This window comes from Bacillus pacificus (assembly GCF_020861345.1).
In the GTDB taxonomy this organism is placed as follows: domain Bacteria; phylum Bacillota; class Bacilli; order Bacillales; family Bacillaceae_G; genus Bacillus_A; species Bacillus_A pacificus.
Genome location: NZ_CP086328.1, coordinates 5210765 through 5236421, shown reverse-complemented (window position 1 = coordinate 5236421; position 25657 = coordinate 5210765). Strand labels below are relative to the sequence as shown.

Sequence of the window (25657 nt, the reverse complement as noted above, 5' to 3'; positions counted from 1 at the left end):
TTAGAAGCCCCCCTCTTTACGAGGGGGATTCTACTTATGCTTTTTTACGCAATTGATTACTAATCATCGCTAAATCATACGTTAAACAAATTGGCTTACAGTTTACTGGACATGGAACAATTTGAGCTTCAATCTCAAATACACTGCGAAGCGTTTCACTTGTCATCACTTCGTCTGGCGTTCCTTGTTTCATTAACTTACCAGCTTTTAATGCAATCATATGATCTGAGAAACGAGAAGCATGGTTTAAGTCATGGATAACCATAACAATCGTTCTACCTTCTTCTTCGTTTAACTTTTTCAATAAGTTTAATACTTCTAATTGATGAGCCATATCTAAGTACGTTGTCGGTTCATCTAATACAAGTAATTCTGTCCCTTGTGCAAGAGCCATTGCAATCCATACGCGTTGACGTTGTCCACCTGATAATGCCTCTGCTGGACGATTTGCGAATTCTGTCATTCCCGTCACTTCAAGTGCCCAATGAATGTAGCGATAATCCTCTTCTTTCAACGTTCCAAATCCTTTTTGATGAGGAAAGCGTCCATATGAAACGAGTTCAAATACAGTAAGGCCAGTTGGCACTTCTGCAGTCTGTGGTAAAATTGCCATTTTCTTTGCGATTTCTTTCGTTGGTTGTTTCTCGATTGCTTTTCCGTCAAGATAAACAGTACCTTTTTTCGCCTTCAAAATACGAGAAGCCGTTTTTAATAATGTGGACTTCCCACAACCATTTGGTCCAATAATTGTTGTAATTTTCCCTTCCGGAATTTCAACTGTTAATCCATCAATAATTAACCCTTCATTATAGCCAACAGATACCGCATCAACTGCTAAAGTTGCCATACAAAAAGCCTCCCTTTATTTTGTCCTCATAAGTAAGTATATAAAATACGGTGCACCAATTACAGAAATAACAAGACCGACCGGTATTTCTGAAGTTGTTAACACACTTCTTGAAATTACGTCTGCGAATAAAAGTAAAAACGTCCCTATTAGTGCAGCCGTAGGCAGCATAATTTGATGTTTACCACCAACAAGGCGCCTCGCTAAATGCGGAGCCATTAAACCGATAAAACCAATTCCTCCGGCAACAGCAACAGATGCACCAGCTAAACAAACTGCAATAAATAATAATTTACGTCTTTCTTTTTCTACATTTACACCAAGGCCAACTGCTGTGGAATCGCCTAGGTTCATTACGTTTAATATGTGAGCTTTACTAATAGCAAGTGGCATGAAAATAACCATCCATGGAAGTACACTTAGTACAAACTTCCAATCTGTGCCCCATAGACTTCCTGCTAACCAAATCGTAGCAAAACGGAAATCATTAGATGTCATCTTCATAGAAAAAATTAAACTAACAGCACCAAACCCGGCTGCAACAGCGATACCGACAAGTATTAATCTCGTTGATGAAACGCCGTCTTTCCATGCTAATAAATAAATAATAACAGCTGCTAATATCGCTCCAACTAGTGCGAAGAACGGAAGAATGAATACAGATAAAAATGTACCAGTTCCTACTTTCCCGAAGAAAAAGTAGACAAAGATAACAACTGTTAATCCCGCTCCAGCGTTAATACCGATAATACCTGGATCAGCAAGTGGATTTCGTGATAACCCTTGCAAAATCGCACCTGACATCGCTAAAGCAGATCCAACTAGTATAGCAATGACCATACGTGGCATACGGAATTCAAATAAAATAACAGACTGATCTTCAGCCCCCAGTCCAACCAATGACTTTAATACGTCCATTGGGGGTATTTTAAATGTCCCTGTATTTAAACTCACTAAAAATACAGTAACGATTAATCCTACTAAAATTGTTAAAACCGAAACGTTCTTTTTTGTTAAGACACTTGTCCTCACATTTTTCCTCTCCCTTCGTTACGTGCTAAGTAGAGGAAGAATGGAACCCCAATTAGTGCTGTAATTGCTCCAATTGGCGTTTCAAACGGCGGATTAATAACGCGAGATAACATATCTGCACATTCAATTAAAAGCCCGCCTAAGACCGCAGAACATGGAATAACCCATCTATAGTCTGAGCCTACAAGGAAACGAGTCATATGTGGGATGACAAGACCAACAAATCCAACCGATCCTGCCATAGAAACTGCCGAACCTGTTAACACAAGAACAAGTACTGTCCCGATAAATTTAATTAATGTCGTATTTTGACCAAGTCCAATCGCAATTTCTTCACCGAAGCTTAAAATTGTAATATACCTCGACATCATAATTGCAATGAAGAGACAAACTAGGCCAATCGGTACTAACATATTAATACTTTCCCATTTCACTCCAGCAACTCCGCCCGCATTCCACATACTCACCTCTTGGGCAAGATTGAAATATAGCGCAATTCCAGATGAAATGGCCCCTAATAAAGCACTAATTGCGGCACCCGCTAAAGCTAATTTCACAGGCGTTAATCCACCTGGCGAAGAAGATCCAATTCCATATACAATGCTCGCTCCAAACGCAGCACCAATAAAAGATGCGATAACGAACATTAAATAAGGTGAATTAGGGAAGAATGCATACATAATTGCAATTCCAAATACAGCTCCATCTGTAATCCCCATTAACGATGGTGATGCAAGTGGATTTCGCGTCATACCTTGCATAATTGCTCCTGATACCGCTAAAAAGGCACCTGCAACTACGCCCCCTATTGCTCTAGGCATGCGAAGTTCTTGAATTACGTTATGATGCGTAATAGAACCGTCAAACTGAAATACAGCTTGCCATACAGTCTTTAAACTAATATCTGCAGCACCAAACGAAATAGACAATGCCATGCTTAAAGCTAACAAAATTGTACCTGCTACTAAAATAATAGAAGCAATGAGCGGCCTGCTCTTAATCTCTTTAACATTCACATCTTGCTGTTCTATACTCCTTGCGCTCGCTTCCATCCCTCAACCATCCTAACCAACAACATATGTTTAATTTAATGAAATGAAATTTATTCTCAAATAGCAATAAAAAAATTAAATGAATCGGCCCTTTTCTGATAATGATTCTCAGAATCAGACACCTTATATTCTACCTATCGCTTCAAAAGACTGTCAACCATTATTTTGAAATACAAATTCATATAGGTCGAGACCTTAATAAATAGATAATGCCTATCTGTCATGAACTATTATCATCACCAGTTAAGCTTTCTCAGAATAGATTCTTCCTCTTATGGGCATAAAAAAAGAAGAGTAATCTGTTCACTCTTCTTTTCCTTACTTATTTAACTTCGCTTCAATTTTTACAATTAACTCATCTTCTGTTGGCGCTGCAACTGGACGATTATTTACAAATGCGAATGATTTTTTACGGCCAGGGCCACAGTAAGACTGACATCCAACTTCAATCGTTGCACATGAATCTACTTTTTTTAGCTTTGGAATCAACGTTTTAACGTTCGTTGCCTGACAATCATCACACACACGAAATTCGTTTCCCATTATATAACACTTCCTCTATTTTAAACTTTTCTCAAGTACATTTAAAAATAAACACTAAATGGTATTTTACCGCTCTTTGAAGCTCGTTGCAAGTTTCCTTTCGACGCTCTTTCCTCATATAATGCTACATATTTATATGTTTTCCTACAGCAGCTTCCATCATTCTTGGCAAAATTTATCCCGCTTTAATGGGCAGTAAGATCCCCACCTCAAAATTCAGTGAAAGCAAAGAAGTTAGGTGGGGGATGAAGAACCTCCCCACTGATTAAAGTTTCACTTTATACCTCTCATCGAAATCTACCATATTTTTAAAAGCTTTGTATAAAAGCTCATTTTTTTGCCCATTATAAAAATAGGAAGTTCATAAAAAGAAAGGGAGTTGAATCTATGAAAGTAAGACAAGATGCTTGGACAGATGAGGATGATTTATTACTTGCTGAAACTGTACTTCGTCACGTTCGAGAAGGAAGTACCCAATTAAATGCATTTGAAGAAGTAGGAGACAGATTAAATCGTACATCGGCTGCCTGTGGTTTCCGTTGGAATGCTGTTGTTCGCTATAGCTATGAACAAGCTCTTCAACTAGCAAAAAAACATCGTAAAGATAAAATGCGTGCTGCAAGTGGTGAACAAGCGAAAAAACGTTTACTTTATACACCACCAGCTTCAGATTCGATAACTAATTATGAAGAGTTCGTACAAGAGGAATCAATTGTACAATATAAAGAAGCTACTCCATATCAAGAAACTACCGTTCCTGCTACAAAGGGCTCTATGACAATGCAAGATGTTATTTATTTTTTACAAACAGTCGGATCTTCAAATATAAAAGTGACAGCTCTTGAAAACGAGAATACGAGATTGAAACAAGAAATTAAATCACAAATCCTTCGAAATGAAGAACTAGAAAAGAAATTGGAAAAATTAGAAAAACAATCTCATACTGTACAAGAAGATTACGAAACACTCATGAATATTATGAACCGTGCTCGTAAGTTGGCAGTCATGGATGAAGAAGAACGTTCTCAAACATCTTTCCGAATGGACCGAAACGGTAATTTAGAAAAAATTGCAGAATAAAAAGGGTGCATATAATGCATCCTTTTTATTATTTCACCTTTAAACTTTCCCTTTATATGTGAGGAAACTCCATTCTTCATTTTTTGCTATAATAGAGATTGTCATTTTAAAGATAAGGGGTTAGTTATATGAGCAATTCCCGTTCCATTTTATCTCAGCCAGAGTGGCGTATTGTAGATCAGTCTAGTTTGGGACCAACATTCCATGCATTGCAGTCATTCGCAATGGACGACACATTATGCACAAGTATAGGAAATAGCCAATCAGCTGCAACAATGCGCTCTTGGGTTCATCACAATACAATTGTTCTTGGCATTCAAGATTCACGCCTACCACACTTGGAACAAGGTATTACCTTTTTAAAAGAAAACAACTTCAATGTTATCGTTCGTAATTCTGGCGGGCTTGCAGTCGTACTTGATGAAGGTGTGTTAAACGTATCACTTTTATTCCAAGAGACCGAAAAAGGTATCGATATTGATCTTGGATACGATACAATGTGGCATTTAATTCAGGAAATGTTAAAAGATTACGATGTTACAATTGAGGCAAAAGAAATCGTTGGTTCTTACTGTCCTGGTAGCTACGATTTAAGTATTCGCGATCAAAAATTTGCTGGTATTTCACAGCGCCGTATTCGCGGTGGTGTCGCTGTCCAAATTTATCTCTGTGCTACAGGAAGTGGCTCTGAACGTGCCACACTCGTTCGTGATTTCTACAACCTAGCCATTCAAGGAGAAGAAACACGCTTTACGTACCCTGAAATTGTACCGAGTACGATGGCTTCACTTTCAGAATTACTTGGCGAAACCATTACAGTACAAGATTTAATGATGCGCCTTTTAAAAACACTGCAACAATTCGCTCCAAAGTTAACACCATCTCAATTAACAATAGATGAAATACCTTTATATGAGACGAATTTACAACGTATTATTGATCGTAACAATAAAGCACTTGGCTTAGAAAAATAAAGACCGTCGCTATTTTAGCGACGGTCTTTATTTCAATTCGTTATAGAATTAAAGTGCTTGAGCTGCTGTAATTAAAGCTAACTTGTACACTTCTTCTTCGTTACATCCACGAGATAGGTCGTTTACAGGCATGTTTAAACCTTGTAAGATTGGTCCTACTGCTTCGAAGTTACCTAAACGTTGAGCGATTTTGTAGCCGATATTACCAGCTTCTAAGCTTGGGAATACGAATACGTTAGCATCACCTTTAATTGTAGAACCTGGAGCTTTTTTCTCAGCTACAGATGGTACGAATGCAGCATCGAATTGGAATTCTCCATCTAGAGCTAATTCTGGAGCCATTTCTTTTGCAATGCGAGTTGCTTCTACAACTTTTTCTGTTTCTGGAGATTTCGCAGAACCTTTTGTAGAGAAGCTTAACATAGCAACGCGTGGATCAATGCCGAATAGTTCAGCAGTTTTCGCACTTTCGATACCAATTTCAGCTAAATCTTGGCTATTTGGTGCAATGTTAATTGCGCAATCAGCGAATACATATTTCTCTTCTTCACGTACCATGATGAATACGCCAGAAGTTTTTGTAACGCCTGGTTTTGTTTTAATGATTTGAAGTGCTGGACGAACTGTATCAGCTGTAGAGTGAGCTGCACCACTTACTAAACCGTGTGCTTTGCCCATGTATACAAGCATTGTACCGAAGTAGTTTTCGTCTTTAAGGATTTTGCGAGCGTCTTCTTCAGTTGCTTTACCTTTACGGCGTTCAACGAAAGATGCTACCATTGCATCCATTTCTTCGTATGTAGCTGGATCGTAAATATCAACGCCTGCTAATGTTAAATTCATGCTAGCAGCTTTTGCGCTAATTTCTTCTTTATTACCAACTAAGATTGGTTTTACTAACTCTTCTTTTGCTAAACGCTCTGCAGCGCCTAAAATTCTTTCATCAGTTCCTTCAGGAAGTACGATAGAAATGCCTTTTCCTTGAACTTTTTCTTTTACTGTTGTAAATAAGTTGCTCACGAATAAACCCTCCTACATATGTTAAAAAAACTCTATCTTTAAGAATACTTCTTTTCCTCTATATTTTAAACTTATAGCTCCCAAAAAATAGATAAAATAAAAATGATTATATTTTCATAAAATTCAGCCGTTAAATTCACCTTGCTTAAACACTTAAATGTGACAATTTTATGCGCCAAGGTTTTATATAGATGATTTTAAAACTATATATGCTATAGTTAACGTGTAAAACTATCATTAACTGAGGTGAATAGAATGAGTGAAGCAACAACAACGTTAGATGGCTGGTATTGTTTACATGATTTACGTTCTATTGATTGGGCTGCATGGAAAACATTATCTAGCGACGAACGCGGACAAGCTGTGTCTGAATTTTTAAATGTCGTTGAAAAATGGAACGACGTAGCTGCTACAAAAAAGGGCAGTCACGCAATGTATACAGTTGTTGGCCAAAAAGCTGATATTATGCTTATGATTTTACGTCCAACAATGGAAGAGTTAAATGAAATTGAGACAGAATTGAATAAAACAACTTTAGCTGAATATATGGTTCCTGCATACTCTTACGTATCTGTTGTTGAACTAAGCAACTACCTTCCAGCTGATGAAGATCCATACCAAAATCCACAAATCTTAGCTCGCTTATATCCTGAGTTACCGAAAGCAAATCATATTTGCTTCTATCCAATGGACAAGCGTCGCCAAGGTGATGACAACTGGTACATGCTTCCGATGGAGGAACGTAAGAAAATGATGTACAGTCATAGTAAAATTGGTCGCCAGTACGCAGGTAAAGTACGCCAAGTTATTTCAGGATCTGTTGGATTCGACGATTTTGAGTGGGGCGTAACATTATTCGCTGACGATGTTCTTCAATTTAAAAAGCTTATATATGAAATGCGCTTCGATGAAGTAAGTGCTCGTTATGGTGAATTCGGAACATTTTTCGTTGGAAACATTTTACCAGACGAAAAAGTAGAGAAATTTTTACACATATAAATCGTGAAAAAGGAACGGAATTCGTTCCTTTTTTTATTCCTCTCTATATTTCTCCTCAAAAAAGTTCTTTTTTCCGCAAATTTGAACAAAAATCGACAAATTCCTTTTAAATACCTTACAAAATTGTAACCTTTCTATATCCAAATTTATGCTAAAATGGTACGAGCTATATGCTAATAACGATGCGAAGGTGATAATGTATATGAAGAAAATCTTGTCTATTTTACTAGTGTTTCTATTGTCAATTTCTTCCTTAGGAGTAACAACATCCCATGCAGAAGAAAAAATACACATTGAGGCAGCTGCTGCACTTCTATTTGATGCAGATACAGGAAAAATACTGCATGAACAAAATCCAGATGAATTACTAGCTATCGCTAGTATGTCAAAATTAATTGTTGTTTATGCCGTGTTAGAAGCAATTAAAGAAGGAAAAATCACTTGGGATACAAAGGTAAACATTTCCGATTACGCTTATGAAGTTTCACGTAATAATGAATTCTCTAACGTGCCGTTCGAAAAAGGACGTCAATATACTGTAAGAGAACTATATCATTCTATCGTTATCTTCTCTGCAAACGGATCTAGTATTGCCTTAGCAGAACTTCTTGCAGGAAGTGAGAAAAACTTCTTAAATCTTGCAAATGAACATGCAAAAAAACTAGGGTTAAAGAAATATAAATTTGTAAACGCTACTGGTTTAAATAACGCTGACTTAAAAGGAAAACATCCTGAGGGTACTGATCAAAATGCAGAAAACTCTATGTCAGCTCGCGATATGGGTATACTTTCAAAAGCAATGATTACAAAGTATCCAGAAATGCTAGAGGATACAAAACAAAGATTTAGAAACTTCCCAGATAATCATCCGAAACCAATTCGTATGGAAAACTGGAACTGGATGTTACCAGGAGCTGCTTTCGCTTATGAAGGTACTGATGGTTTAAAAACTGGAAGTTCTGATACAGCTGGATACGGATTTACTATTACTGCTAAACGTGGTGATGTACGTCTTATTTCAGTTATTATTAAAACAAAATCAATGGACGAGCGCTTCACAGAATCTCGTGAGTTAATCGAATACGGGTTTAATAACTTCGAAAAACAAAAACTAAAGGTCGATAAAAACAACACACTCTCTGTAGTACAAGGGAAAGAAGATCAAGTAACTGTTGCACCGGAAAAAGAAATAACCGTAATTGCAAAAAAAGGTAGCAAAGCCCCTTATAAAATTGGAACTGAAGCAGATAAATCACTTGCTGAAGATGGTCATTTAGTTGCTCCTATTAAGAAGGATGCCAAAGTAGGCTCCATTACGTTAGAATCAACTGATAAATATGGTTTCTTAGACGGTAGTAAAAGTATGAAAGTTACTGCAAAAACGACAGAAGAAGTTGAAAAAGCAAATTGGTTTGTGTTAACAATGCGCTCTATCGGTGATTTCTTCTCAAACTTATGGTCTAAAGTTTTTTAATAAAAAAGCTGGCTCACGCTAGCTTTTTTTATTTTCTACTCCCAATGTAAAACTTCGTTTGGTTGTCATATCTGACTCTTTTTCCTCATACGTATGAACTAGTAATTGTTACACACTTCATCTAGAGATAAACCTCTTTCCAAAAGGTATTCCAAAAAGAGAGGTGACACATAATGGGCGTTATCGCGCATAACGAAGAAGATGTTAAATTATTAGCTAGATTGATGCGTGCTGAAGCTGAAGGAGAAGGGCAACAAGGAATGTTAATGGTTGGAAATGTTGGAGTAAATCGTGTCCGCGGGAATTGTTTAGACTTTAAAAATATTCGTAATTTACGTCAAATGGTTTATCAAAACCCTGGTGGTTTCGAAGCAACGCAAAAAGGATATTTTTATCAGCGTGCGCGTGAACAAGATATTGCTCTGGCAAGACGGACCATTCAAGGGCAGCGCTTTTGGCCTGCCAACTTTGCCTTATGGTTTTTTAGACCTGAGGGTGCATGTCCACCAACTTGGTATAACCAGCAAAACTCTGGTCGCTTCAAAAAGCACTGCTTCTTCCAGCCAAATGCTGGGGATTGCCCTAGCATATATTAAGGAATGAAAAATGAGGAGGGATTTTTGAATGGCACAGCAACAAAACCCGTATTACGGAACAGGTTTCTATCAACCATCTGGAACTTACGTACAACCGCAACAAATGACTCCACAGCAACAGCAACAACAGCAAGCAATGCAACAACAAGCTGCGCAAGCTCAATATGCTGTTTCTCAAGGTATGTTACCTCTAGAACAGTCATATATTGAAAATATTCTTCGCTTGAACAAGGGCAAGCAAGCCACAGTTGTAATGACTTATGAGCGTGGCAGTTCACTCGGTACACAATCCTATACAGGTATTATCGAAGCAGCTGGTCGTGATCATATTGTAATTAGTGAGCCAGAGTCAGGGAAACGTTATTTACTACTAATGATTTACTTAGATTATGTAGAATTCCCAGAAAGAATTACGTATTTGCCTGGTCAACAAGCAACTTATGCTCCAAGACCATAAAAAAAGCTGGCATATGCCAGCTTTTGTTTTTTATAATCCTTTTACAACTGCAGTTCCGACTAAGATCCATGCCACAATAAACGCTACACCACCAAGAGGTGTAATTGGACCAAAGAACTTAATACCCGTCGTACTTAATGCATACAAACTACCTGAAAACATAACAATCCCGGCTACCATAAGCCAGCCAGCAGTAGTTAAAAGTGATGATTGAATTTTATCCATCAATAAAGCAACTACAAATAGTCCACCTGCATGAAACATTTGATATGTAACACCTGTTTTCCAAACCTCTAACATTTTTGCAGAAACTTTATTTTCTAAACCGTGTGCTCCAAAAGCCCCTAACGCAACAGATAGCCCCGCTGCAATACAACCTAGTAAAAAGAAAATTTTCATCTTAATTCCCCTTTTTTACTTTTATCATAAGCAATTTTTTCATATAAGCCAAACGATTTATCCTCTAAAAATCAAACAAAGAATTACCGTTTGCATCACTTTCTTTTATATACACTGGCTCATCAGAAACCGGTGCAATTGGTTGCATCGTGATTGGTTGTGATCCAATTATTTGTGATTGAATTTGTGGCTCTCTATACGTAGAAGATTCAACTTGCTCATCTAATAATAAATCACATAAAGCACGCACAACTAATACATGTTCTTTTGATTTTTGTCCTTCACTACTTTTTGCCTTTGCAATTTCATTCGCCATTTTATTTAAAATTTTATCACTCGATATTTGCATTCCTCGTCACCTCTTACTTTGTAGTTCTTTCTCAAATTGTCCCAGCTTCTCTACTGAACCAAATACTATTATCATATCATGTTCTTGCAGTTTTTCCTGCCCCGTTGGATTATGTATAACATTCCCCTTTCTCAAAATCGCTAAAATTGTTACATCAAATTGATTTCTCACATCACTCTCTAGTAACGATTTATTAGCTAAAATAGAGCCCTCGCCGACTGCAATTTCTTCAATTACAAATGACTGCTCCATGCCATACAGTACTGTATCAATATAATGAACTGTTAACGGATTCGCAATACCTTGGTCATACATATAACTGCTATCCATAATTGCTTACGTGCATTCATATCATGTTTCAACTCTTTTCTCTATCTACAATCTTTGCCAGTGGAAATGAAATACATATATACTAGATACGGAATCTATGAAAGAGGTTGATATAATGAAAACATTTCTTTCCGCCTTACAATGGGCACTATTTATTTTAGCTGGGAGTCTTATTGTACCAATTAGCGTCGCAACTAGTTATGGTCTTGATGGCGCTGAAGCTATTGCATTCGTACAAAGAACATTATTTGTTCTTGGCTTTGCCGGTCTACTGCAAGCTATATTTGGACATAAACTTCCTATTCAAGAAGGTCCTGCTGGCCTTTGGTGGGGAATTTTCTCCCTTTACGCAAGTTTAGGTGTCGTATTATTTGGATCAAACAATGAGACACTTAAAGTTCTTCAATATGCTTTCTTATTAAGCGGTATCATTTGTATTATTCTTAGCGTTTTTGGACTTATTGATAAACTCGTTCGCTATTTTACACCGACAGTCATTGGAACGTACTTATTTCTTCTTGTTGCACAACTTAGTGGTTCCTTCTTAAAAGGAATGTTCGGTCTTGATGGAAAGCATACAGAAGTACAACCTAACGTATTTATTCTTTCACTCATTGTTATTTTACTATCCTTTTTCATCATGAAGCTACCTATTATCGGACAATATTCTGTTCTTTTCAGTATCGTTTGCGGCTGGATATTATTCGCATGCTTCGGATTATCTAATCCAATAACACCAGTGACCGACATAATCCGTTTTCCATCCTTATTTGTTTTCGGAATGCCTCGTGTTGAATGGAACATGGTAATTACGGTCATTTTCGTTACACTCTTACTTCTAACAAATATGTTAGCGAGTATTCGCGTTGTACAAAAGGTTGTCTCTAAATATGAAGAAAATGCTGCATCAGATCGTTTTAAACAGGCCGGTATTATAACAGGAATCAATCAATTACTAGGCGGCCTGTTTTCGGCTATCGGACCTGTCGCTATTTCTGGATCAGCAGGTTTTATTGCAACGACTAATATTTATAAACGCCTCCCATTTATATTAGGGTCAAGCTTTATTATTGTCGTTAGTATATTCCCAAAGATCACTTCATTCTTTGCAGCAATCCCAGTTGCAGTTGGTTATGCTGCCATTTATCCTGTATTTGCAAGCATGATCGGTCTCGCCTTTCGGGAATACGAAACGGTACAGGATAAAGAACGATTATTTAAAGTAGCGGGTCTGTCAATCTTCACAGGAATTGGGGTTATGTTCGTTCCAGCAGGAGCATATTCCACGCTTCCACCATTTCTAGCTTCGTTCCTAAGTAATGGTCTCGTTCTTGGGGCTGTAATGGCAATCTTGCTAGAAATACTATTTTCTCGTTCTACAGCAAAACAAGTATCGTAAATTGGAAAACTTCCATTATTGCACTCTACCTTTAGAGTTGTTACGATAAAATAAACATTTAATCATTGGGGTTTTGGCCATCCCCAATGATTATTAATTAATATGATGAGAAAAACACTCATAAAAATGAATCTACTTCTTTTTAAAGAGGTTCGATGTCTTACTATTATTCCTTACATCTCCATGAACATATATTTGATTTAAATAAAGAAAGGACTTTTCAATATGACTTATAAAATGATTGTTTTAGATTTAGATGATACTTTATTACGTGACGACCATACTATTTCACCTCGTACGAAAGAAGCTCTAATGACTGCACAAGAACAAGGTGTAAAAGTGGTACTTGCTTCCGGACGTCCAACGTTTGGTATGCGCAATGTAGCGAAAGAACTTCGTTTAGAAGAATACGGCAGTTTCATTCTATCTTTTAATGGCGCAAAAATTATTAACTGTAAAACAAACGAAGAAATCTTTAGTAGTACGCTATCTCCTGAAATCGTTCACAACCTATTTGAAATTAGTAAAACTGAAGATGTATGGATTCATACTTATATTGGCGATGATATCGTAACAGAAGAAAATAATCCTTATACTGAAATTGAGGGAGATATTACTGGTATGCCAATTGTTGTTGTAGATGACTTTAAAGCTGCTGTTAAAGAGCCAGTAGTAAAAGTATTAATGAATAAAGAAGCTGAACGCCTTGTTGAAGTAGAATCAAAACTACAAAAACAACTAGAAGGACAATTAAGCGTTATGCGTTCTAAACCATTCTTCTTAGAATTTACTGAAGCTGGTGTTACAAAAGGAACGAGCTTAAACCAACTGATTCAAAAACTTGGCATTAAGCGTGAAGAAGTTATCGCAATGGGCGATAGCTATAATGACCAAGCAATGATCGAATTCGCTGGTCTTGGTGTTGCAATGGGCAATGCACCTGATGATATTAAAGAAATTGCAAACTATGTAACAGATACAAATATGAACGATGGTGTAGCAAAGGTTGTAGAGAAGTTCGTACTAAAAAGAGAAGCACTTGTTTAATATTTTCATTCATAAAACCTATTTGAAGTCAAACACTTCAAATAGGTTTTTATTTAAATTACCATGCTTTTGTGACTATATTTTGAACTTTGCACTATTCTCGTAGTGTAAACTTTCTTTTTGTATATAATGAAACAAAATAGACTATTTTATTTTGAAAAAGAATACAAATTTACTATAAACAAGCATACGTTAAGGGAGGCCACTTTACATGTTATCTACACCAATCGGACGATTAAGAGCAATTGGACTTATTGAAGGGATTTCTTTCCTACTACTATTATTTGTAGCAATGCCATTAAAATATTTCGCAGGATTTGCAACAGCTGTTAAAATTACAGGCATGGCTCACGGTGTTTTATTTATTTTATTTATCTTCGCAGTAATTCAAGTAACAATCGTACATCGTAAATCAATTTTATGGGCACTTGGGGCATTCGTTTCATCGGTTATCCCATTTGGCACGTTTGTACTAGATGCAAAATTAAAGAACGAGCAACAATAATGAAAAGGTAGTTAACGACTGTTAACTACCTTTTTTATTTACAAATTTGGAATTTCCCAATCAATTTCCCTCTCGCCCATATTAGCTAAAATCGTATTTACTTTAGAGTATGGCTTACTTCCGAAGAAACCACGTCTTGCTGATAGTGGGCTTGGATGTACAGATTCGATAATGTGGTGCTTCGTATTTGTAATTAATTTTTTCTTCGCCTGTGCATGGCGTCCCCACAATATGAAAATAACTGGCTTTTCACGTTCATTTAATAGCTCAATTACGCGATCTGTGAAATGCTCCCATCCTTTTCCCTTATGAGAATTTGCTTCACCTTGTCGAACTGTTAATACAGTATTTAATAATAAAACGCCTTGCTCTGCCCACTTTACTAAATAACCGTTATTTGGAATATCATACCCATATTCATCTCGAAGTTCTTTATACATATTTAACAACGACGGTGGCGTTTTAATACCGGGTTGCACAGAAAAGCTTAAACCATGCGCTTGATTTGGTCCATGATATGGATCTTGTCCTAAAATAACGACCTTTGTATTTTCATAACTTGTATACTCTAGAGCGTTAAAAATATCTTCTTTCTTTGGGTAAACAACATGTGTACTGTACTCTTCTTTCAAAAAACCAGCTAGCTTACGATAATATTCTTTCTCAAATTCTGGTGCCAATAGTGGCCCCCAATCATTTTTTAAAACATTTTCCATGCTTTCACTTCCTGTCCAATTAATTCACCATATCCTGTTTTGTAAATACTACAAACGAAATAATAAGGGAAACAACTGCCCAAACCGTTAAATTCATTAAAGAAAACTCCATCGATAAACCTTGTAATGCAGGTAGTTTTCCTGATAAATAATCCGTTAATGATAAATTCACACTAAAAATATATTTCGCGCCTTCCCAAGATGTTGCGAACGAGCTTAAAATACCGCCTGCAATTAATGCAGCTAGCATAACGCCCATACCAGCTGGTGTATTACGAATTAAAACAGAGACCATAAATGATATAGTTCCGACAACGATAGCAACAAACCAAGCTAATCCATATGCCATCAAGATATATTGCCACTGCGGAATAAGATGTACAAAATTCGTATTTAACGTTTCCTTATCAATGACGAATCCTGTTAAAACAGGTAAATTCCATCCCGAGTATCCAAATACAAGCCCTGATAGTATGTAAGCAAACAAACCTACAAGAAACAGTATGAGCGAAATGAAAAATAACATCGTTACGTATTTACTAAGGAGTATTTTCCAGCGCCGAATCGGCCGCGTAAGTAACATCTTCATCGTCCCATCACTTCGTTCTCCTGAAACGATATCAATGGCGACAATCATTACGAGAAGCGGAATAAATAACGTAATCCCTTGTTCAATAAACGCTCTGACAAAAGTCGGTGCGCCCGGTGCCATCGGGTTAATATCATGATCTAAATAATATTGTTGCTGCTCAACTCTTACCTTTAACCAATCACGCCATTCTTCTGGCAACCTAGAATTGTTCAACCGGTTCTGAGAATCAACAATTTGCTGTTGTAATGAAACCTTCCAATCAGTTGTACCGAGCCTTTTCTGTGTCGTTTCTATTTCACGATACTGCGCGTACACAAAAAGTGGGATTAAGATTGCTAAAATAAGCATGACAACAAAAATACGTTTCTTGCGGTAAATCTTTTCTGATTCATTTAAAACTAGATTCGCAAATTCACGCATGCTGCTCCCCCCTTGTGAGTTCAATAAATAAATCTTCTAGCGTAAATACAAGTTCTTTAACGCTATGTACATCTATCTCGTTTTCTACAAAATGTTTATTCCAATTACTTATAGATGCGATATTCATACGGCATAGTAATCGATCACCTTCTATACTCACTTCTCTTACTTCCTCAGCATCTTCTAGCATATCTTTTGCTTTCCCAATCGGCGTAACAATCCATTCTACACGGTCACTTGCTGTTTTAATTAACTCTTCAACCTTGGCAACTGTTATCATCTTTCCTTTATGAATAATAGCAACGCGATCACATATCATTTGCACTTCACTTAGCAAATGACTGGAAATAAATACGCTCATATTTTCTTCTTTTACAAGCTTATGTATAAATTCCCTAAGCTCTCTAATTCCAGCTGGATCTAAACCGTTTGTCGGCTCATCTAATATGAGCAATTTAGGATTTCCAAGAAGCGCTTGTGCAATGCCAAGGCGCTGTTTCATACCGAGTGAGTATGTTTTTACCTTATCGTGAATTCTTTCATCCAAATGAACCATTTGAGCAATTTCCATAATACGTTCATCTGATATATCACCTAACATACGGGCAAATTGCTTTAAATTTTCCCATCCCGTTAAATATGTATACAACTCTGGGTTTTCAACGATACTCCCAATTTGACGCATCGCTTCTCTGAAATTTTCCTTAATCGAATAACCACCGATAGAAATTGTACCTTCTGTCGCCTTAATTAATCCGACTAACATTCGAATGGTAGTCGTCTTTCCAGCACCATTTGGTCCTAGGAAGCCGAACACTTCTCCTTGCGTTACATCAAAAGAAATATTCTCTACAAGAGTCTTCTTTCCAATTACCTTCTTCACGTCTCGTACGGAAAGTATCGTCGTCATTTTACCCCTCCTTGTTCTAGTTTTAATTTACTTGCTACATTTTGAACTAATCGGTCCGCCATATATGTATACCCTATTTCATTCGGATGAAAATGATCGGAGTATAATAAATCTTTCCCACGGTTTTGGAACAAATCAAATGTCGGTGTAATATACACATTTTTATTATTTACCGCCAATTTTTCTAAAGATGCATTCCAGTCTACAACAATGTTTGAAGACCCCTTTAAATCTTCTACATCTTCAAAAGGATTATATAAACCTAGCCAAAAAATTGGGCTATCTGTATTTAACTTACGAATTTCTTCTATAATTTTCTTCGCTTCATTTTGGAATGTTTCCGTATCAGGACGATACGTTTCTAAATCTATCTTTCCAAGCGATTCCCAGCCTGGAAATAAATCATTTCCTCCAATCGTTAAAACGATTACGTCTGCTTGTTTAATTGAATATTGAGCGCCACTACTCTCAATTTGTTTTAATAAATCAGGCATTTTCGCACCACTAACAGCTAAGTTCGTTAAGGCAACCTTTTGCTTATAATCTTTTTGTAAATCTTCTTTCATCCGTCCAATATAGCCAATTCCTTCTTTATCACCAACACCGCGTGTTAATGAATCACCTAAACTAACGATTTGTAACGTTCCTGTTTTCTTTTTCTCTTTTGCTACTACATCGGTCTTTTTAATTAAATTTGAAGCTTTCGGATTTAATACATCATTTACACCTGAAACAAAGCCATATGCAAATAAACAGAAAGATGCAATTGTAATGAGTAGAATTACTTTAACTACTTTTGATCTCATATCAAAACCCCTTTTAGCCCTCATAGATTGTCCATAATTATACCAAACGCAATTTTGAAAAGCGATTTTCAAACCTTATCTATTATGTTGTTTCCCTATGTACTAATTGTGGCAATAACTCTACGTGCTTTATATCGATTTGCTTATCATTAATCTTTTCATATAATAATTCAAATGCCTTCACGCCAACATTTTTACTACAATATGAAATCGTCGTAATACCTAAAATGTCTGCTACATCTTGATCATCACAACCGATAATCGTAATATCCTCTGGAATACGAATTCCTTGTTTTTTCGCTTCTGTTACCATTCCCGCTGCAATATGGTTGCAAGATACAAGAAACGCTGTTGGTTTTACTGACATAGAGGCCAATTCCCTAATTACATTACGCCCATCTTCCACCGTAAAACAGCCTTTAAACTTCCAAGCCTCTATCGGTGTTACAGCAATCTGTTGAAGCGAATCTTCATATGCTTGTTTTCTTCTTTGACTATTAATACTGTTACTTCTTCCAATGCAATACCCAATACTTGTATGGCCCGCATCTATTAAGCTCTTCATCCCGCGCGAAAACACTTTATAATAATCAATATGCACACTCGAAATGTAGTTCGAGTCTATTTCTTCACACATAACAATAGGACCAAATTTCGTATATTCTTCGAGCTTTTCCTTACTATTTGCCCGCGAACATATAATAACCCCATCAAGCTTTTTCATTTTTAACATATTCAAAATTTCTAATTCTCTCTCCTCGCTATAATTCGTCTGACAAAGCATCATATTATAATTATTCTTTGCTGTTTCCTTTGATATTCCCTCAATAATAGCACTATAATATTGGTCATTTACATGCGGTAATAAAACGCCAATGACATTCGTTTTCCCTTTCACTAAATGAATTGCATTCACATTTTGCGTATAGTTTAATTCTTCTATAATTGCTAAAATTTCTTTTCGCTTCTGTTCATTCACATATGGATGATTATTTAGTACACGTGAAACAGTTGAAACAGATACCCCAGCAAGTTCAGCAATCTTTCTTATATTCGTCATCTCATTTTCCCCTTCCCTGCAAAAATTCTCCCTTGACCTGGTAAGCTTTCCACAATATATCCTTTCCTAGCAAATACTTTTTGAAAGGATATACAACTATGCTTCGAGTCAAATTAGAACATATATTTTTCATTGGCGGTCTACTCATTCTCGCCATCGGCATTAATATGATGACGACAATTACTTCCTTTGGACTGAGCCCTTATGATTCCTTCTTTATTGCACTATATCAAAATTTTGGGATAAGTATCGGTTTTTGGATTTTCATGATTAACTTTGCTTTTACCCTTATCGTACTCTTTTGGAATAAAAAACAAATTACGATCGGTACAATTGTAACAATGGTTCTTATTTCTCTTTTTGTTGATTGGATTGGTTCCATTACGACTATTATGGACGCTATCCGTTCTCTTCCAAAATATATAACACTTATTTGCGGAAATCTATTCGTTGGAGCCGGTATTGGTCTTTACGTCTCTACAAATCTTTGCGCAGCACCTCAAGAAGCTTTCGTTTTAACAGTTGCTGAGAAAAAGAAATGGACATTTAGAAGGACAGAAATTTCGTTAGCATTCTTATTTTTAACATTAAGCTTCTTATTAGATGGACCTATCTATTTTGGAACAATTATTTTATCCTTTACAACAGGCTGGATTATACAAGCATTTATTCAAGTTGGTACACAAATTTTAAATAGAAAAAAACCTATTAAGCAAGCTGCTTAATAGGTTTTTTATTAGTAGAGATACTACTTAGCATCTCCTTCAATTCGGTAGTTTGCTTTCAAACAATCTATTTCTTCATACCCTTGCAACGTATGTAGAATATAATCATAATCAGCAAGAGATGCACGATGCGTTACAATGACAATTTCAGCCTTTCCTTTCTCTTCAAGTGGCATCTGAATAATCTTTTCAAAGCTAACACCACGCTCAGAGAATAACGAAGTAATTTTTGCAAATACACCAATTTCATCTTTCACATGAAGTCTTAAAAATTTCTTCACAACAATTTCGTCTGGCTCTTTTAATACTTTTTGATATTGCGGGACTACAGCACTATTTCCTGTTACCCCTAATCTAATATTTTGCATTACAGCTACTAAATCAGAAACAACAGCTGTTGCTGTCGGTAAACTTCCTGCACCTGGTCCATAAAACATCGTTTCTCCAACTGCTTCACCATACACATATACAGCGTTATATTCGTTTTGCACGGCCGCAAGAGGATGTGTATTTGGGAGTAATGTCGGTTCAACTGTAACCTCTAATTTCTCACCATCTCGCTTCGCAAGACCGATTAATTTAATCGTGTATCCTAAACTCTTACTGTATTCAATATCTTCTTCTGTAATAGAAGTAATGCCTTTTACCTTCACATCTCCAAGCTCTACATTTGTAGAGAAACCAAGGGTAGCCAAAATTGTCATTTTTCTTGCTGCATCTAAACCTTCTACATCTGATGTTGGATCTGCTTCTGCAAATCCAAGTTGCTGAGCTTCTTTTAACACGTCGTTATATGCTCTCCCTTCATCTGACATTTTCGTCAAAATAAAATTTGTCGTTCCATTTACAATTCCCATTACTTTCGTAATAAGATCTGAAGAAAGTCCCTCTACGATACTTCGTAAAATCGGAATCCCTCCGGCTACACTTGCTTCATAAAACAAATCTGCTTTATTATCTTTTGCTACCGCTAAGAGTTCCGCTCCATGTAACGCCATTAAATCTTTATTGGCAGTCACAACATGCTTCCCGCTTTGTAAAGCTTGTAAAATATACGATTTTGCGTCATCAATGCCACCCATCACTTCGATGACAACATCAATATTTGGATTATCTAAAATTTCATTTGCATTTTGCGTTAATAGAGTAGAAGGTACCTCTACTTCTCTCTCTTTTTCAATATTTTGTACTAGCACTTTCGTTACTTTTACAGGACAACCTACTTGGTGTATCAGTCGCTCTTGGTGATCTGTAATGATACGAACTACACCGCTACCAACTGTCCCAAGACCTAATAAGCCAACTTGAATTTCTTTCATAATACTGTCCACCCCTCAAAAATTGTGTTTAGATGAAATTATATGAGTAAAAAATCTGAAAAACAATGTTTTTAGAACATTCGGAAAAATATAAGTTAACCACTGCAGAGAAAACGTTGCCACGTGTTACACAATCTTTTTTTATAATACATAAGGGGTTTCTTGATACACGTAATAATTTAGCCAATTAGAGAATAATAGATTTCCATGGCTTCTCCACCTTACAAGCGGCTTCTCATTTGGATTATCATGCTTAAAATAATTTTTCGGCACATCAATATTTAACCCTTTGTCACGATCTCGCTCGTATTCTTGCTTTAACGTATCACAACTATATTCACTATGACCGAGCGCAAACACTTGTCTTCCTTCTTGCCCAATAACAAGATGAACGCCCGCTTCCTCAGAGTTGGCTAATAACGTTAACTCCTTCACTTCTCTAATGTCACTCTCTCGTACTTCCGTATGACGAGAATGCGGGGCAAAAAATAACTCATCAAACCCTTGTAACAATTTCACATGTTGCTCACGAACCTCATGTTCAAATACACCAAACATTTTTTCCTTAAGAGGATACTTTTGAACACCATAATGATGATACAAACCAGCCTGTGCCCCCCAGCAAATATGAAGCGTAGATGTTACATTCGTTTTTGAATACTCCATAATACGTTTAAGCTCTTCCCAATAATCTACCTCTTCAAAAGAAAGGGTTTCAACTGGTGCTCCTGTAATAATGAGTCCATCAAATTTCTCATTCTCAATATCACGGAATGTTTTATAGAAACTCGTTAAATGTTCCTGTGCGACATTACGGGACAGGTGTGATTCCATATGAAGTAAATGTACATCTAATTGCAACGGTGTATTGCCAATTAAACGAAGTAATTGCGCTTCTGTTTCTTGCTTTGTAGGCATTAAGTTTAATATAGCAATTTTCAATGCCCGGATATCTTGTGTTTCTGCTCGCTCTTTTGTCATTACAAAAATATTTTCCTCCTGCAACACTTTGCGAGCTGGCAAATCTTTATCAATTATGATCGGCATGTTGTTTGCCTCCGACTAGCGCTGCTTCTAAATCTGCAATAATATCCGAAACATCTTCTATACCAACTGATAGACGAATTAAATCTGATGTGACGCCAGCTAAGCGCTGATCTTCAGCACTTAATTGTCTATGTGTTGTACTTGCGGGATGTATAACGCAAGTTCGCGCATCAGCCACGTGCGTTACGAGAGTTGCTAGTTTTACATTTGCGATAAATTCTTTTGCTGCTTCTAATCCTCCCTTAATGCCGAATGTTAAAACACCACTAGCACCTTTTTTCAAATACTTTTGTGCTAACGAGTAATTTTCATTACTATTTAATCCCGGATAATTCACCCATTCAATACGTTCATGATCAGCAAGCCACTTAGCAACTGCAAGAGCATTTTCACTATGACGCTCCATTCGTAAATGCAATGTTTCTAAGCCGATATTGCTAACATACGCATTAAATGGGCTCATACAGTTTCCGTAGTCTCTTAATAATTGAACACGTGCCTTCACAATATAAGCTGCTGCACCAAAATTTTGAACGTAACTTACGCCGTGATAACTTGGATCCGGTTCAACTAGTTCAGGATATTTCCCGTTTGTCCAATCGAAGTTCCCTCCGTCAATAACAATGCCACCTAACGAACTTGCATGACCATCAATATATTTCGTCGTAGAATGAACGATAATATTTGCTCCATGTTCAAATGCTTGGCATAAATAAGGAGTTGCTAATGTATTATCCACGATAAAAGGTACTTCCAACTCTTTCGCTGCATCTGAAAGTTCTTTGAAATTTAAAACGTTCATCGCCGGATTTCCTAGCGATTCTGCATAAACGAGTTTCGTCTTATCATTAGCAAGGGCCACAATTTCATCAGCAGTTAAATTCGGATTAAAGAATGTAACATCGATACCAAGCTTACGCAAACTCACTCCAAATAAATTAAACGTCCCGCCATAAACTGTGGAAGAACAAAGCAAGTGGTCTCCGCTACTACAAATGTTTAAAACAGCAAGCATAATAGCAGCCTGCCCAGAAGCCGTTGCAACAGCTCCTACGCCACCCTCTAAATCTGCTAGCTTTTGCTCAAATGCAGCTAAAGTAGGATTTCCAATACGCGTATATATATATCCTTCTGCCTCTAAATTAAATAAGGCTGCTAAATCATCCGAAGTATCGTATTTATACGTTGTACTTTGATAAAGCGGTAAAACACGCGGTTCACCATTCTTTGGCGTATAGCCACCTTGCACGCAAATTGTTCCTTTCCCCCATGATTCTCCCATCTCTTATTCTCCTTTCTTTTATACAAAATAAAAAACTGCCCCTTTCCTGAAAACAAGAAAGGAGCAGTTTGAAAACACGCTCTAAAGGCTCTTTCTTATCTCTCAGGGTTTATTACCTGCAGGATTTGGCACAATTCCGTTATACGGCTGTTGCCAAGGTTTCATCGGGCCTGTCCCTCCACCTTTTCTTGATAAGACTATGCAATTACCGTTGATTTTATAGCAATAATTTCCTAATGTCAATCAGTTTTTCTGAATGTTCTAAATTAACTACAAGGAATTTAATGTACATAACAAAAGAAATATATTCTATATTCATTTGAAAAAGACCTTTTAAAACCTTCACTTAATTTACTATTACAAACGATTCGAGCAGGTGCTATCGGAAATGCATTTCTACTTCCAAAACATAATGAAACTACCAATAAAAAATAGGCAGTAGAGACGAAAGTTCCACTGCCTATTCTCATTACACATGTTGCTTCAATAACGCGTATAACTCTTCAAAATTTTGCACTTCATATGTTGGCACAATCTCGCTATTATTACATTTCTTTTCTGGATTAAACCAACAAGTATCAATTCCCGCTACATATCCACCTTTCATATCAGCGCTTAACGAATCCCCAATAATGAGCCCTTCTTCAGGAACAAAGTTAGGGATCCTTTCAAAAACATAATCAAAATACTCTTTCATCGGCTTTTGATAACCTGTATCTTCAGAAACGAAAATATCTTGAAACAAGGCATGTAACCCTGCATTACGTAATCGTTTATCTTGCGTCTTAGAAATACCGTTTGTCACTATATATAAATCGTACTCACTTTGAATTTGATTTATAAATTGTAAAGCACCTTCCATGAGCTGATTTCCTTCTTCTAAGTAACTGCGATAATTATTTTCGAATAATATCCCATCTACTTCTTCCCCGTATTCTTTAAACAAAATTGAAAATCGTGTATTTACAACTTCATCACGACTTATTTCACCTTCTTCAAAAGCAGTCCAAAGACTTTTATTAATTTTTTTATATTGCGCTTCAATTTCGCTAGTTAGAAACATCCCTTTCTCTTCAAAAAGCATACGTAATGCCGATTTTTCTGCCTTTTGAAAGTCTAACAATGTATCATCTACATCGAATAATAATGTTTTATATTTTTTCATAAGCCCTTCACACTCTCTTTTCTACAAAAACAAATTTACGTAAATCGTATCATTCTTTCTTGTAAAAATAATAGGAGATATCTCATACTAAACATGAGGTGAAAACATGAAAGTCAGCAGAAATAGCGAAGAAATCTCTCATTACATACAAACTTACAATTTCCATACTCTTTTTTCTTTTGATATCTTACCGTATGCTGAACTACATTCCTTTCAGAAAAGAGAAAAGATATGTAATGAAGGGGTCGATGTTCCTTATCTTTATTACTTAATTGCTGGGAAAGCAAAAATATATATGAGTCACAAAAACGGAAAGGTCTCTTTGATTAACTTTATTCAGGCACCTTCGTTCATTGGGGAATTAGGATTAATTGGCGTAGAATCTATTACGAAAACGGTGGAAGTAATTGAAGATTGTATATGCTTAGCGCTTCCTCTTAAGGATTGTCAGCATCTTTTGTTACAAGATGCTACCTTTCTACAGAAACTATGCAAATTTATCGGTGAGAAAACCATTACCCGAACAGAAAGTTATGCTAAAAATAATAGTTATCCGTTCGAAAATCGATTAGCGGCGTTTATTCTATTAACAGAACAAAATAACAGTTATATAGAAAAACATACCGAGGTTTCGGAATACTTAAATGTTAGCTACCGTCACCTTTTATATGTATTAAACCAATTTTGCCAACAAAATTACTTACGGAAAGATGGAAGAACCTATTACATACAAGATCGAATTCAGTTAGAAAAACTAGCTGACGAACTTAAAATATAAAAAAGTAGCATTAACGTTTATCTGTTAATGCTACTTTTTTGAGTGACGATTTTATTTTCAATTAAAATTTACTTGCTACTTTAGCTGCTTCTTCAAGACCAGCTGCAATGATTTCTTCTGCTTTATCTGGGAATTGATTATGTCCTTCAATAACTACTGTTTCCATGTTTGTTGCACCGAAGAAGCCCATCATGCTTGCTACATATTTAACAGCCATTTCTACTTCAGCTGCTGGACCTTCAGAATATACACCGCCGCGCGCGTTTAATAATGCAATCTTCTTATCACCAATTAAACCAACTGGGCCTTCTGGCGTATATTTAAATGTTTTACCAGCTCGGTTTAAATAGTCAATATATGTGTGTAATACTGCTGGAATCGTTAAGTTCCATAATGGGAAACCGAAAACGACTTTATCAGCTTCTAGGAATTGATTTAAATACTTATCAGCAACTGCTACTGCTTTTGCTTCCTCTTCAGTTAAATCAAATCCTTTACCTGCTTTGAATGTACCATTAATCATATCTACGCCTACATATGGTAATTCTTCTTTATATAAATCAAGTTCTACTACTGTATCATTTGGATGTGCTTCTTTATAGTTCGCTAAAAATGCCTCGTATAATTTCACACTAACTGCTTGTTCCGCTGGGCGGTTGTTTGCTTTTACAAATAAAACTGTTGCCATTGTTTTTCCTCCTACTACTCACTCTTATGTTGTTATATGCTTTTAA

At 36.5% G+C, this 25657-nt stretch carries 28 protein-coding genes, 1 pseudogene and 1 riboswitch; of the genes and pseudogenes, 11 read left to right on the top strand and 18 right to left on the bottom strand.

Translation table 11 applies throughout. From position 1 onward, the window contains the following. Positions 1-34: 34 nt before the first annotated feature. The 4 genes from LMD38_RS26945 to LMD38_RS26930 form a co-directional block, all read right to left on the bottom strand. Positions 35-847 carry an ABC transporter ATP-binding protein gene (locus LMD38_RS26945; protein ID WP_000212064.1) on the bottom strand — a complete coding sequence of 271 codons (813 nt, stop codon included), beginning with the start codon at positions 845-847 and terminating at the stop codon, positions 35-37. A 15-nt stretch (positions 848-862) separates the two neighbouring features. Continuing rightward, on the bottom strand, positions 863-1879 hold the full coding sequence (locus LMD38_RS26940) for a FecCD family ABC transporter permease (protein WP_001260778.1): 1017 nt from the start codon (positions 1877-1879) through the stop codon (positions 863-865). Further along, entirely contained in the window at positions 1876-2931 is a 1056-nt protein-coding gene (locus tag LMD38_RS26935) for a FecCD family ABC transporter permease (protein ID WP_000388276.1), read from the bottom strand. The genes LMD38_RS26940 and LMD38_RS26935 overlap by 4 nt, the downstream gene beginning before the upstream one ends. A gap of 318 nt (positions 2932-3249) precedes the next feature. After that, positions 3250-3474, bottom strand: coding sequence for a YuzB family protein (locus tag LMD38_RS26930; RefSeq protein ID WP_000526077.1), 225 nt, complete (start codon positions 3472-3474; stop codon positions 3250-3252). A gap of 387 nt (positions 3475-3861) precedes the next feature. On the opposite strand from LMD38_RS26930, the gene LMD38_RS26925 reads away from it, so the two are divergent. Beyond that, on the top strand, positions 3862-4554 hold the full coding sequence (locus LMD38_RS26925; protein WP_000868373.1) for an RsfA family transcriptional regulator: 693 nt from the start codon (positions 3862-3864) through the stop codon (positions 4552-4554). Between the two features lie 128 nt (positions 4555-4682). Continuing rightward, positions 4683-5528: an octanoyl-[GcvH]:protein N-octanoyltransferase gene (locus tag LMD38_RS26920; protein ID WP_073530949.1), complete on the top strand. Its 846-nt coding sequence runs from the start codon at positions 4683-4685 to the stop codon at positions 5526-5528. A gap of 48 nt (positions 5529-5576) precedes the next feature. Here the strand turns inward: LMD38_RS26920 and pta are convergent, their stop codons facing one another. Beyond that, positions 5577-6548, bottom strand: a complete 972-nt coding sequence (pta, locus tag LMD38_RS26915; protein ID WP_000067214.1) for a phosphate acetyltransferase — start codon at positions 6546-6548, stop codon at positions 5577-5579. 255 nt (positions 6549-6803) lie between these two features. Between pta and hemQ the strand changes: the two genes are divergently transcribed. From hemQ to gerQ, 4 genes are all read left to right on the top strand, one after another. Beyond that, positions 6804-7547, top strand: coding sequence for a hydrogen peroxide-dependent heme synthase (gene hemQ, locus LMD38_RS26910; protein ID WP_001287588.1), 744 nt, complete (start codon positions 6804-6806; stop codon positions 7545-7547). A 196-nt stretch (positions 7548-7743) separates the two neighbouring features. Next, positions 7744-9021: a serine hydrolase gene (locus tag LMD38_RS26905; protein ID WP_178378406.1), complete on the top strand. Its 1278-nt coding sequence runs from the start codon at positions 7744-7746 to the stop codon at positions 9019-9021. A 173-nt stretch (positions 9022-9194) separates the two neighbouring features. Continuing rightward, positions 9195-9617 carry a cell wall hydrolase CwlJ gene (gene cwlJ / locus LMD38_RS26900; RefSeq protein WP_000538151.1) on the top strand — a complete coding sequence of 141 codons (423 nt, stop codon included), beginning with the start codon at positions 9195-9197 and terminating at the stop codon, positions 9615-9617. 28 nt (positions 9618-9645) lie between these two features. Next, entirely contained in the window at positions 9646-10074 is a 429-nt protein-coding gene (gene gerQ, locus LMD38_RS26895; protein ID WP_000068646.1) for a spore coat protein GerQ, read from the top strand. 30 nt (positions 10075-10104) lie between these two features. Here gerQ and LMD38_RS26890 read toward each other — a convergent pair whose 3' ends face one another. From LMD38_RS26890 to LMD38_RS26880, 3 genes and pseudogenes are all read right to left on the bottom strand, one after another. Then, a complete protein-coding gene (locus LMD38_RS26890; RefSeq protein ID WP_000688323.1) occupies positions 10105-10473 on the bottom strand; it encodes a DUF423 domain-containing protein in 369 nt (122 codons plus the stop codon). 64 nt (positions 10474-10537) lie between these two features. After that, positions 10538-10822, bottom strand: coding sequence for a YwdI family protein (locus tag LMD38_RS26885; protein WP_001167353.1), 285 nt, complete (start codon positions 10820-10822; stop codon positions 10538-10540). A gap of 6 nt (positions 10823-10828) precedes the next feature. After that, positions 10829-11128: pseudogene (locus LMD38_RS26880) on the bottom strand (cation:proton antiporter regulatory subunit); the annotation flags it as partial. A 139-nt stretch (positions 11129-11267) separates the two neighbouring features. On the opposite strand from LMD38_RS26880, the gene LMD38_RS26875 reads away from it, so the two are divergent. From LMD38_RS26875 to LMD38_RS26865, 3 genes are all read left to right on the top strand, one after another. Next, complete coding sequence (locus LMD38_RS26875; RefSeq protein WP_000847022.1) at positions 11268-12551, top strand: purine/pyrimidine permease; 1284 nt, start codon at positions 11268-11270, stop codon at positions 12549-12551. 225 nt (positions 12552-12776) lie between these two features. Further along, complete coding sequence (locus tag LMD38_RS26870; protein ID WP_016719034.1) at positions 12777-13598, top strand: Cof-type HAD-IIB family hydrolase; 822 nt, start codon at positions 12777-12779, stop codon at positions 13596-13598. Positions 13599-13809: 211 nt separating this feature from the next. Continuing rightward, complete coding sequence (locus tag LMD38_RS26865) at positions 13810-14103, top strand: DUF3817 domain-containing protein (RefSeq protein WP_000953390.1); 294 nt, start codon at positions 13810-13812, stop codon at positions 14101-14103. 38 nt (positions 14104-14141) lie between these two features. Here LMD38_RS26865 and LMD38_RS26860 read toward each other — a convergent pair whose 3' ends face one another. Genes LMD38_RS26860 through LMD38_RS26840 form a run of 5 tightly spaced genes read right to left on the bottom strand, consistent with a single transcriptional unit; the run spans position 14142 to position 18607 of the window. Then, on the bottom strand, positions 14142-14819 hold the full coding sequence (locus LMD38_RS26860) for a uracil-DNA glycosylase (protein WP_000432538.1): 678 nt from the start codon (positions 14817-14819) through the stop codon (positions 14142-14144). Between the two features lie 19 nt (positions 14820-14838). Continuing rightward, positions 14839-15831 carry a DUF2705 family protein gene (locus LMD38_RS26855; protein WP_001206473.1) on the bottom strand — a complete coding sequence of 331 codons (993 nt, stop codon included), beginning with the start codon at positions 15829-15831 and terminating at the stop codon, positions 14839-14841. Then, positions 15824-16741 carry an ABC transporter ATP-binding protein gene (locus LMD38_RS26850; RefSeq protein ID WP_016719035.1) on the bottom strand — a complete coding sequence of 306 codons (918 nt, stop codon included), beginning with the start codon at positions 16739-16741 and terminating at the stop codon, positions 15824-15826. The genes LMD38_RS26855 and LMD38_RS26850 overlap by 8 nt, the downstream gene beginning before the upstream one ends. Further along, complete coding sequence (locus tag LMD38_RS26845; protein ID WP_141114906.1) at positions 16738-17619, bottom strand: SGNH/GDSL hydrolase family protein; 882 nt, start codon at positions 17617-17619, stop codon at positions 16738-16740. Before LMD38_RS26845 ends, LMD38_RS26850 begins: the two co-directional genes overlap by 4 nt. Positions 17620-17629: 10 nt before the next feature. Then, positions 17630-18607 (bottom strand): LacI family DNA-binding transcriptional regulator, encoded by a 978-nt coding sequence (locus LMD38_RS26840; RefSeq protein WP_000181973.1) that lies wholly within the window; start codon positions 18605-18607, stop codon positions 17630-17632. A gap of 98 nt (positions 18608-18705) precedes the next feature. On the opposite strand from LMD38_RS26840, the gene LMD38_RS26835 reads away from it, so the two are divergent. Continuing rightward, complete coding sequence (locus LMD38_RS26835; protein WP_000946665.1) at positions 18706-19332, top strand: YczE/YyaS/YitT family protein; 627 nt, start codon at positions 18706-18708, stop codon at positions 19330-19332. 23 nt (positions 19333-19355) lie between these two features. Here the strand turns inward: LMD38_RS26835 and LMD38_RS26830 are convergent, their stop codons facing one another. The 4 genes from LMD38_RS26830 to LMD38_RS26815 all read right to left on the bottom strand — a co-directional run bounded on the left by LMD38_RS26830 (position 19356) and on the right by LMD38_RS26815 (position 24145). Further along, positions 19356-20651 carry a homoserine dehydrogenase gene (locus LMD38_RS26830; RefSeq protein ID WP_016719037.1) on the bottom strand — a complete coding sequence of 432 codons (1296 nt, stop codon included), beginning with the start codon at positions 20649-20651 and terminating at the stop codon, positions 19356-19358. A gap of 141 nt (positions 20652-20792) precedes the next feature. After that, on the bottom strand, positions 20793-21698 hold the full coding sequence (metA, locus tag LMD38_RS26825; RefSeq protein WP_001121522.1) for a homoserine O-acetyltransferase MetA: 906 nt from the start codon (positions 21696-21698) through the stop codon (positions 20793-20795). Beyond that, positions 21682-22980: a bifunctional O-acetylhomoserine aminocarboxypropyltransferase/cysteine synthase gene (locus LMD38_RS26820; protein ID WP_016719039.1), complete on the bottom strand. Its 1299-nt coding sequence runs from the start codon at positions 22978-22980 to the stop codon at positions 21682-21684. The genes metA and LMD38_RS26820 overlap by 17 nt, the downstream gene beginning before the upstream one ends. 92 nt (positions 22981-23072) lie before the next feature. Further along, positions 23073-23178: riboswitch (SAM riboswitch) on the bottom strand. A 271-nt stretch (positions 23179-23449) separates the two neighbouring features. Then, positions 23450-24145, bottom strand: coding sequence for a YjjG family noncanonical pyrimidine nucleotidase (locus LMD38_RS26815; RefSeq protein WP_000760168.1), 696 nt, complete (start codon positions 24143-24145; stop codon positions 23450-23452). Between the two features lie 106 nt (positions 24146-24251). On the opposite strand from LMD38_RS26815, the gene LMD38_RS26810 reads away from it, so the two are divergent. Continuing rightward, complete coding sequence (locus tag LMD38_RS26810; protein ID WP_000868835.1) at positions 24252-24923, top strand: transcriptional regulator YeiL; 672 nt, start codon at positions 24252-24254, stop codon at positions 24921-24923. 61 nt (positions 24924-24984) lie between these two features. On the opposite strand, the gene LMD38_RS26805 is transcribed toward LMD38_RS26810, so the two are convergent. Further along, positions 24985-25611: an FMN-dependent NADH-azoreductase gene (locus LMD38_RS26805; protein ID WP_000246724.1), complete on the bottom strand. Its 627-nt coding sequence runs from the start codon at positions 25609-25611 to the stop codon at positions 24985-24987. Between the last annotated feature and the right edge of the window lie 46 nt (positions 25612-25657).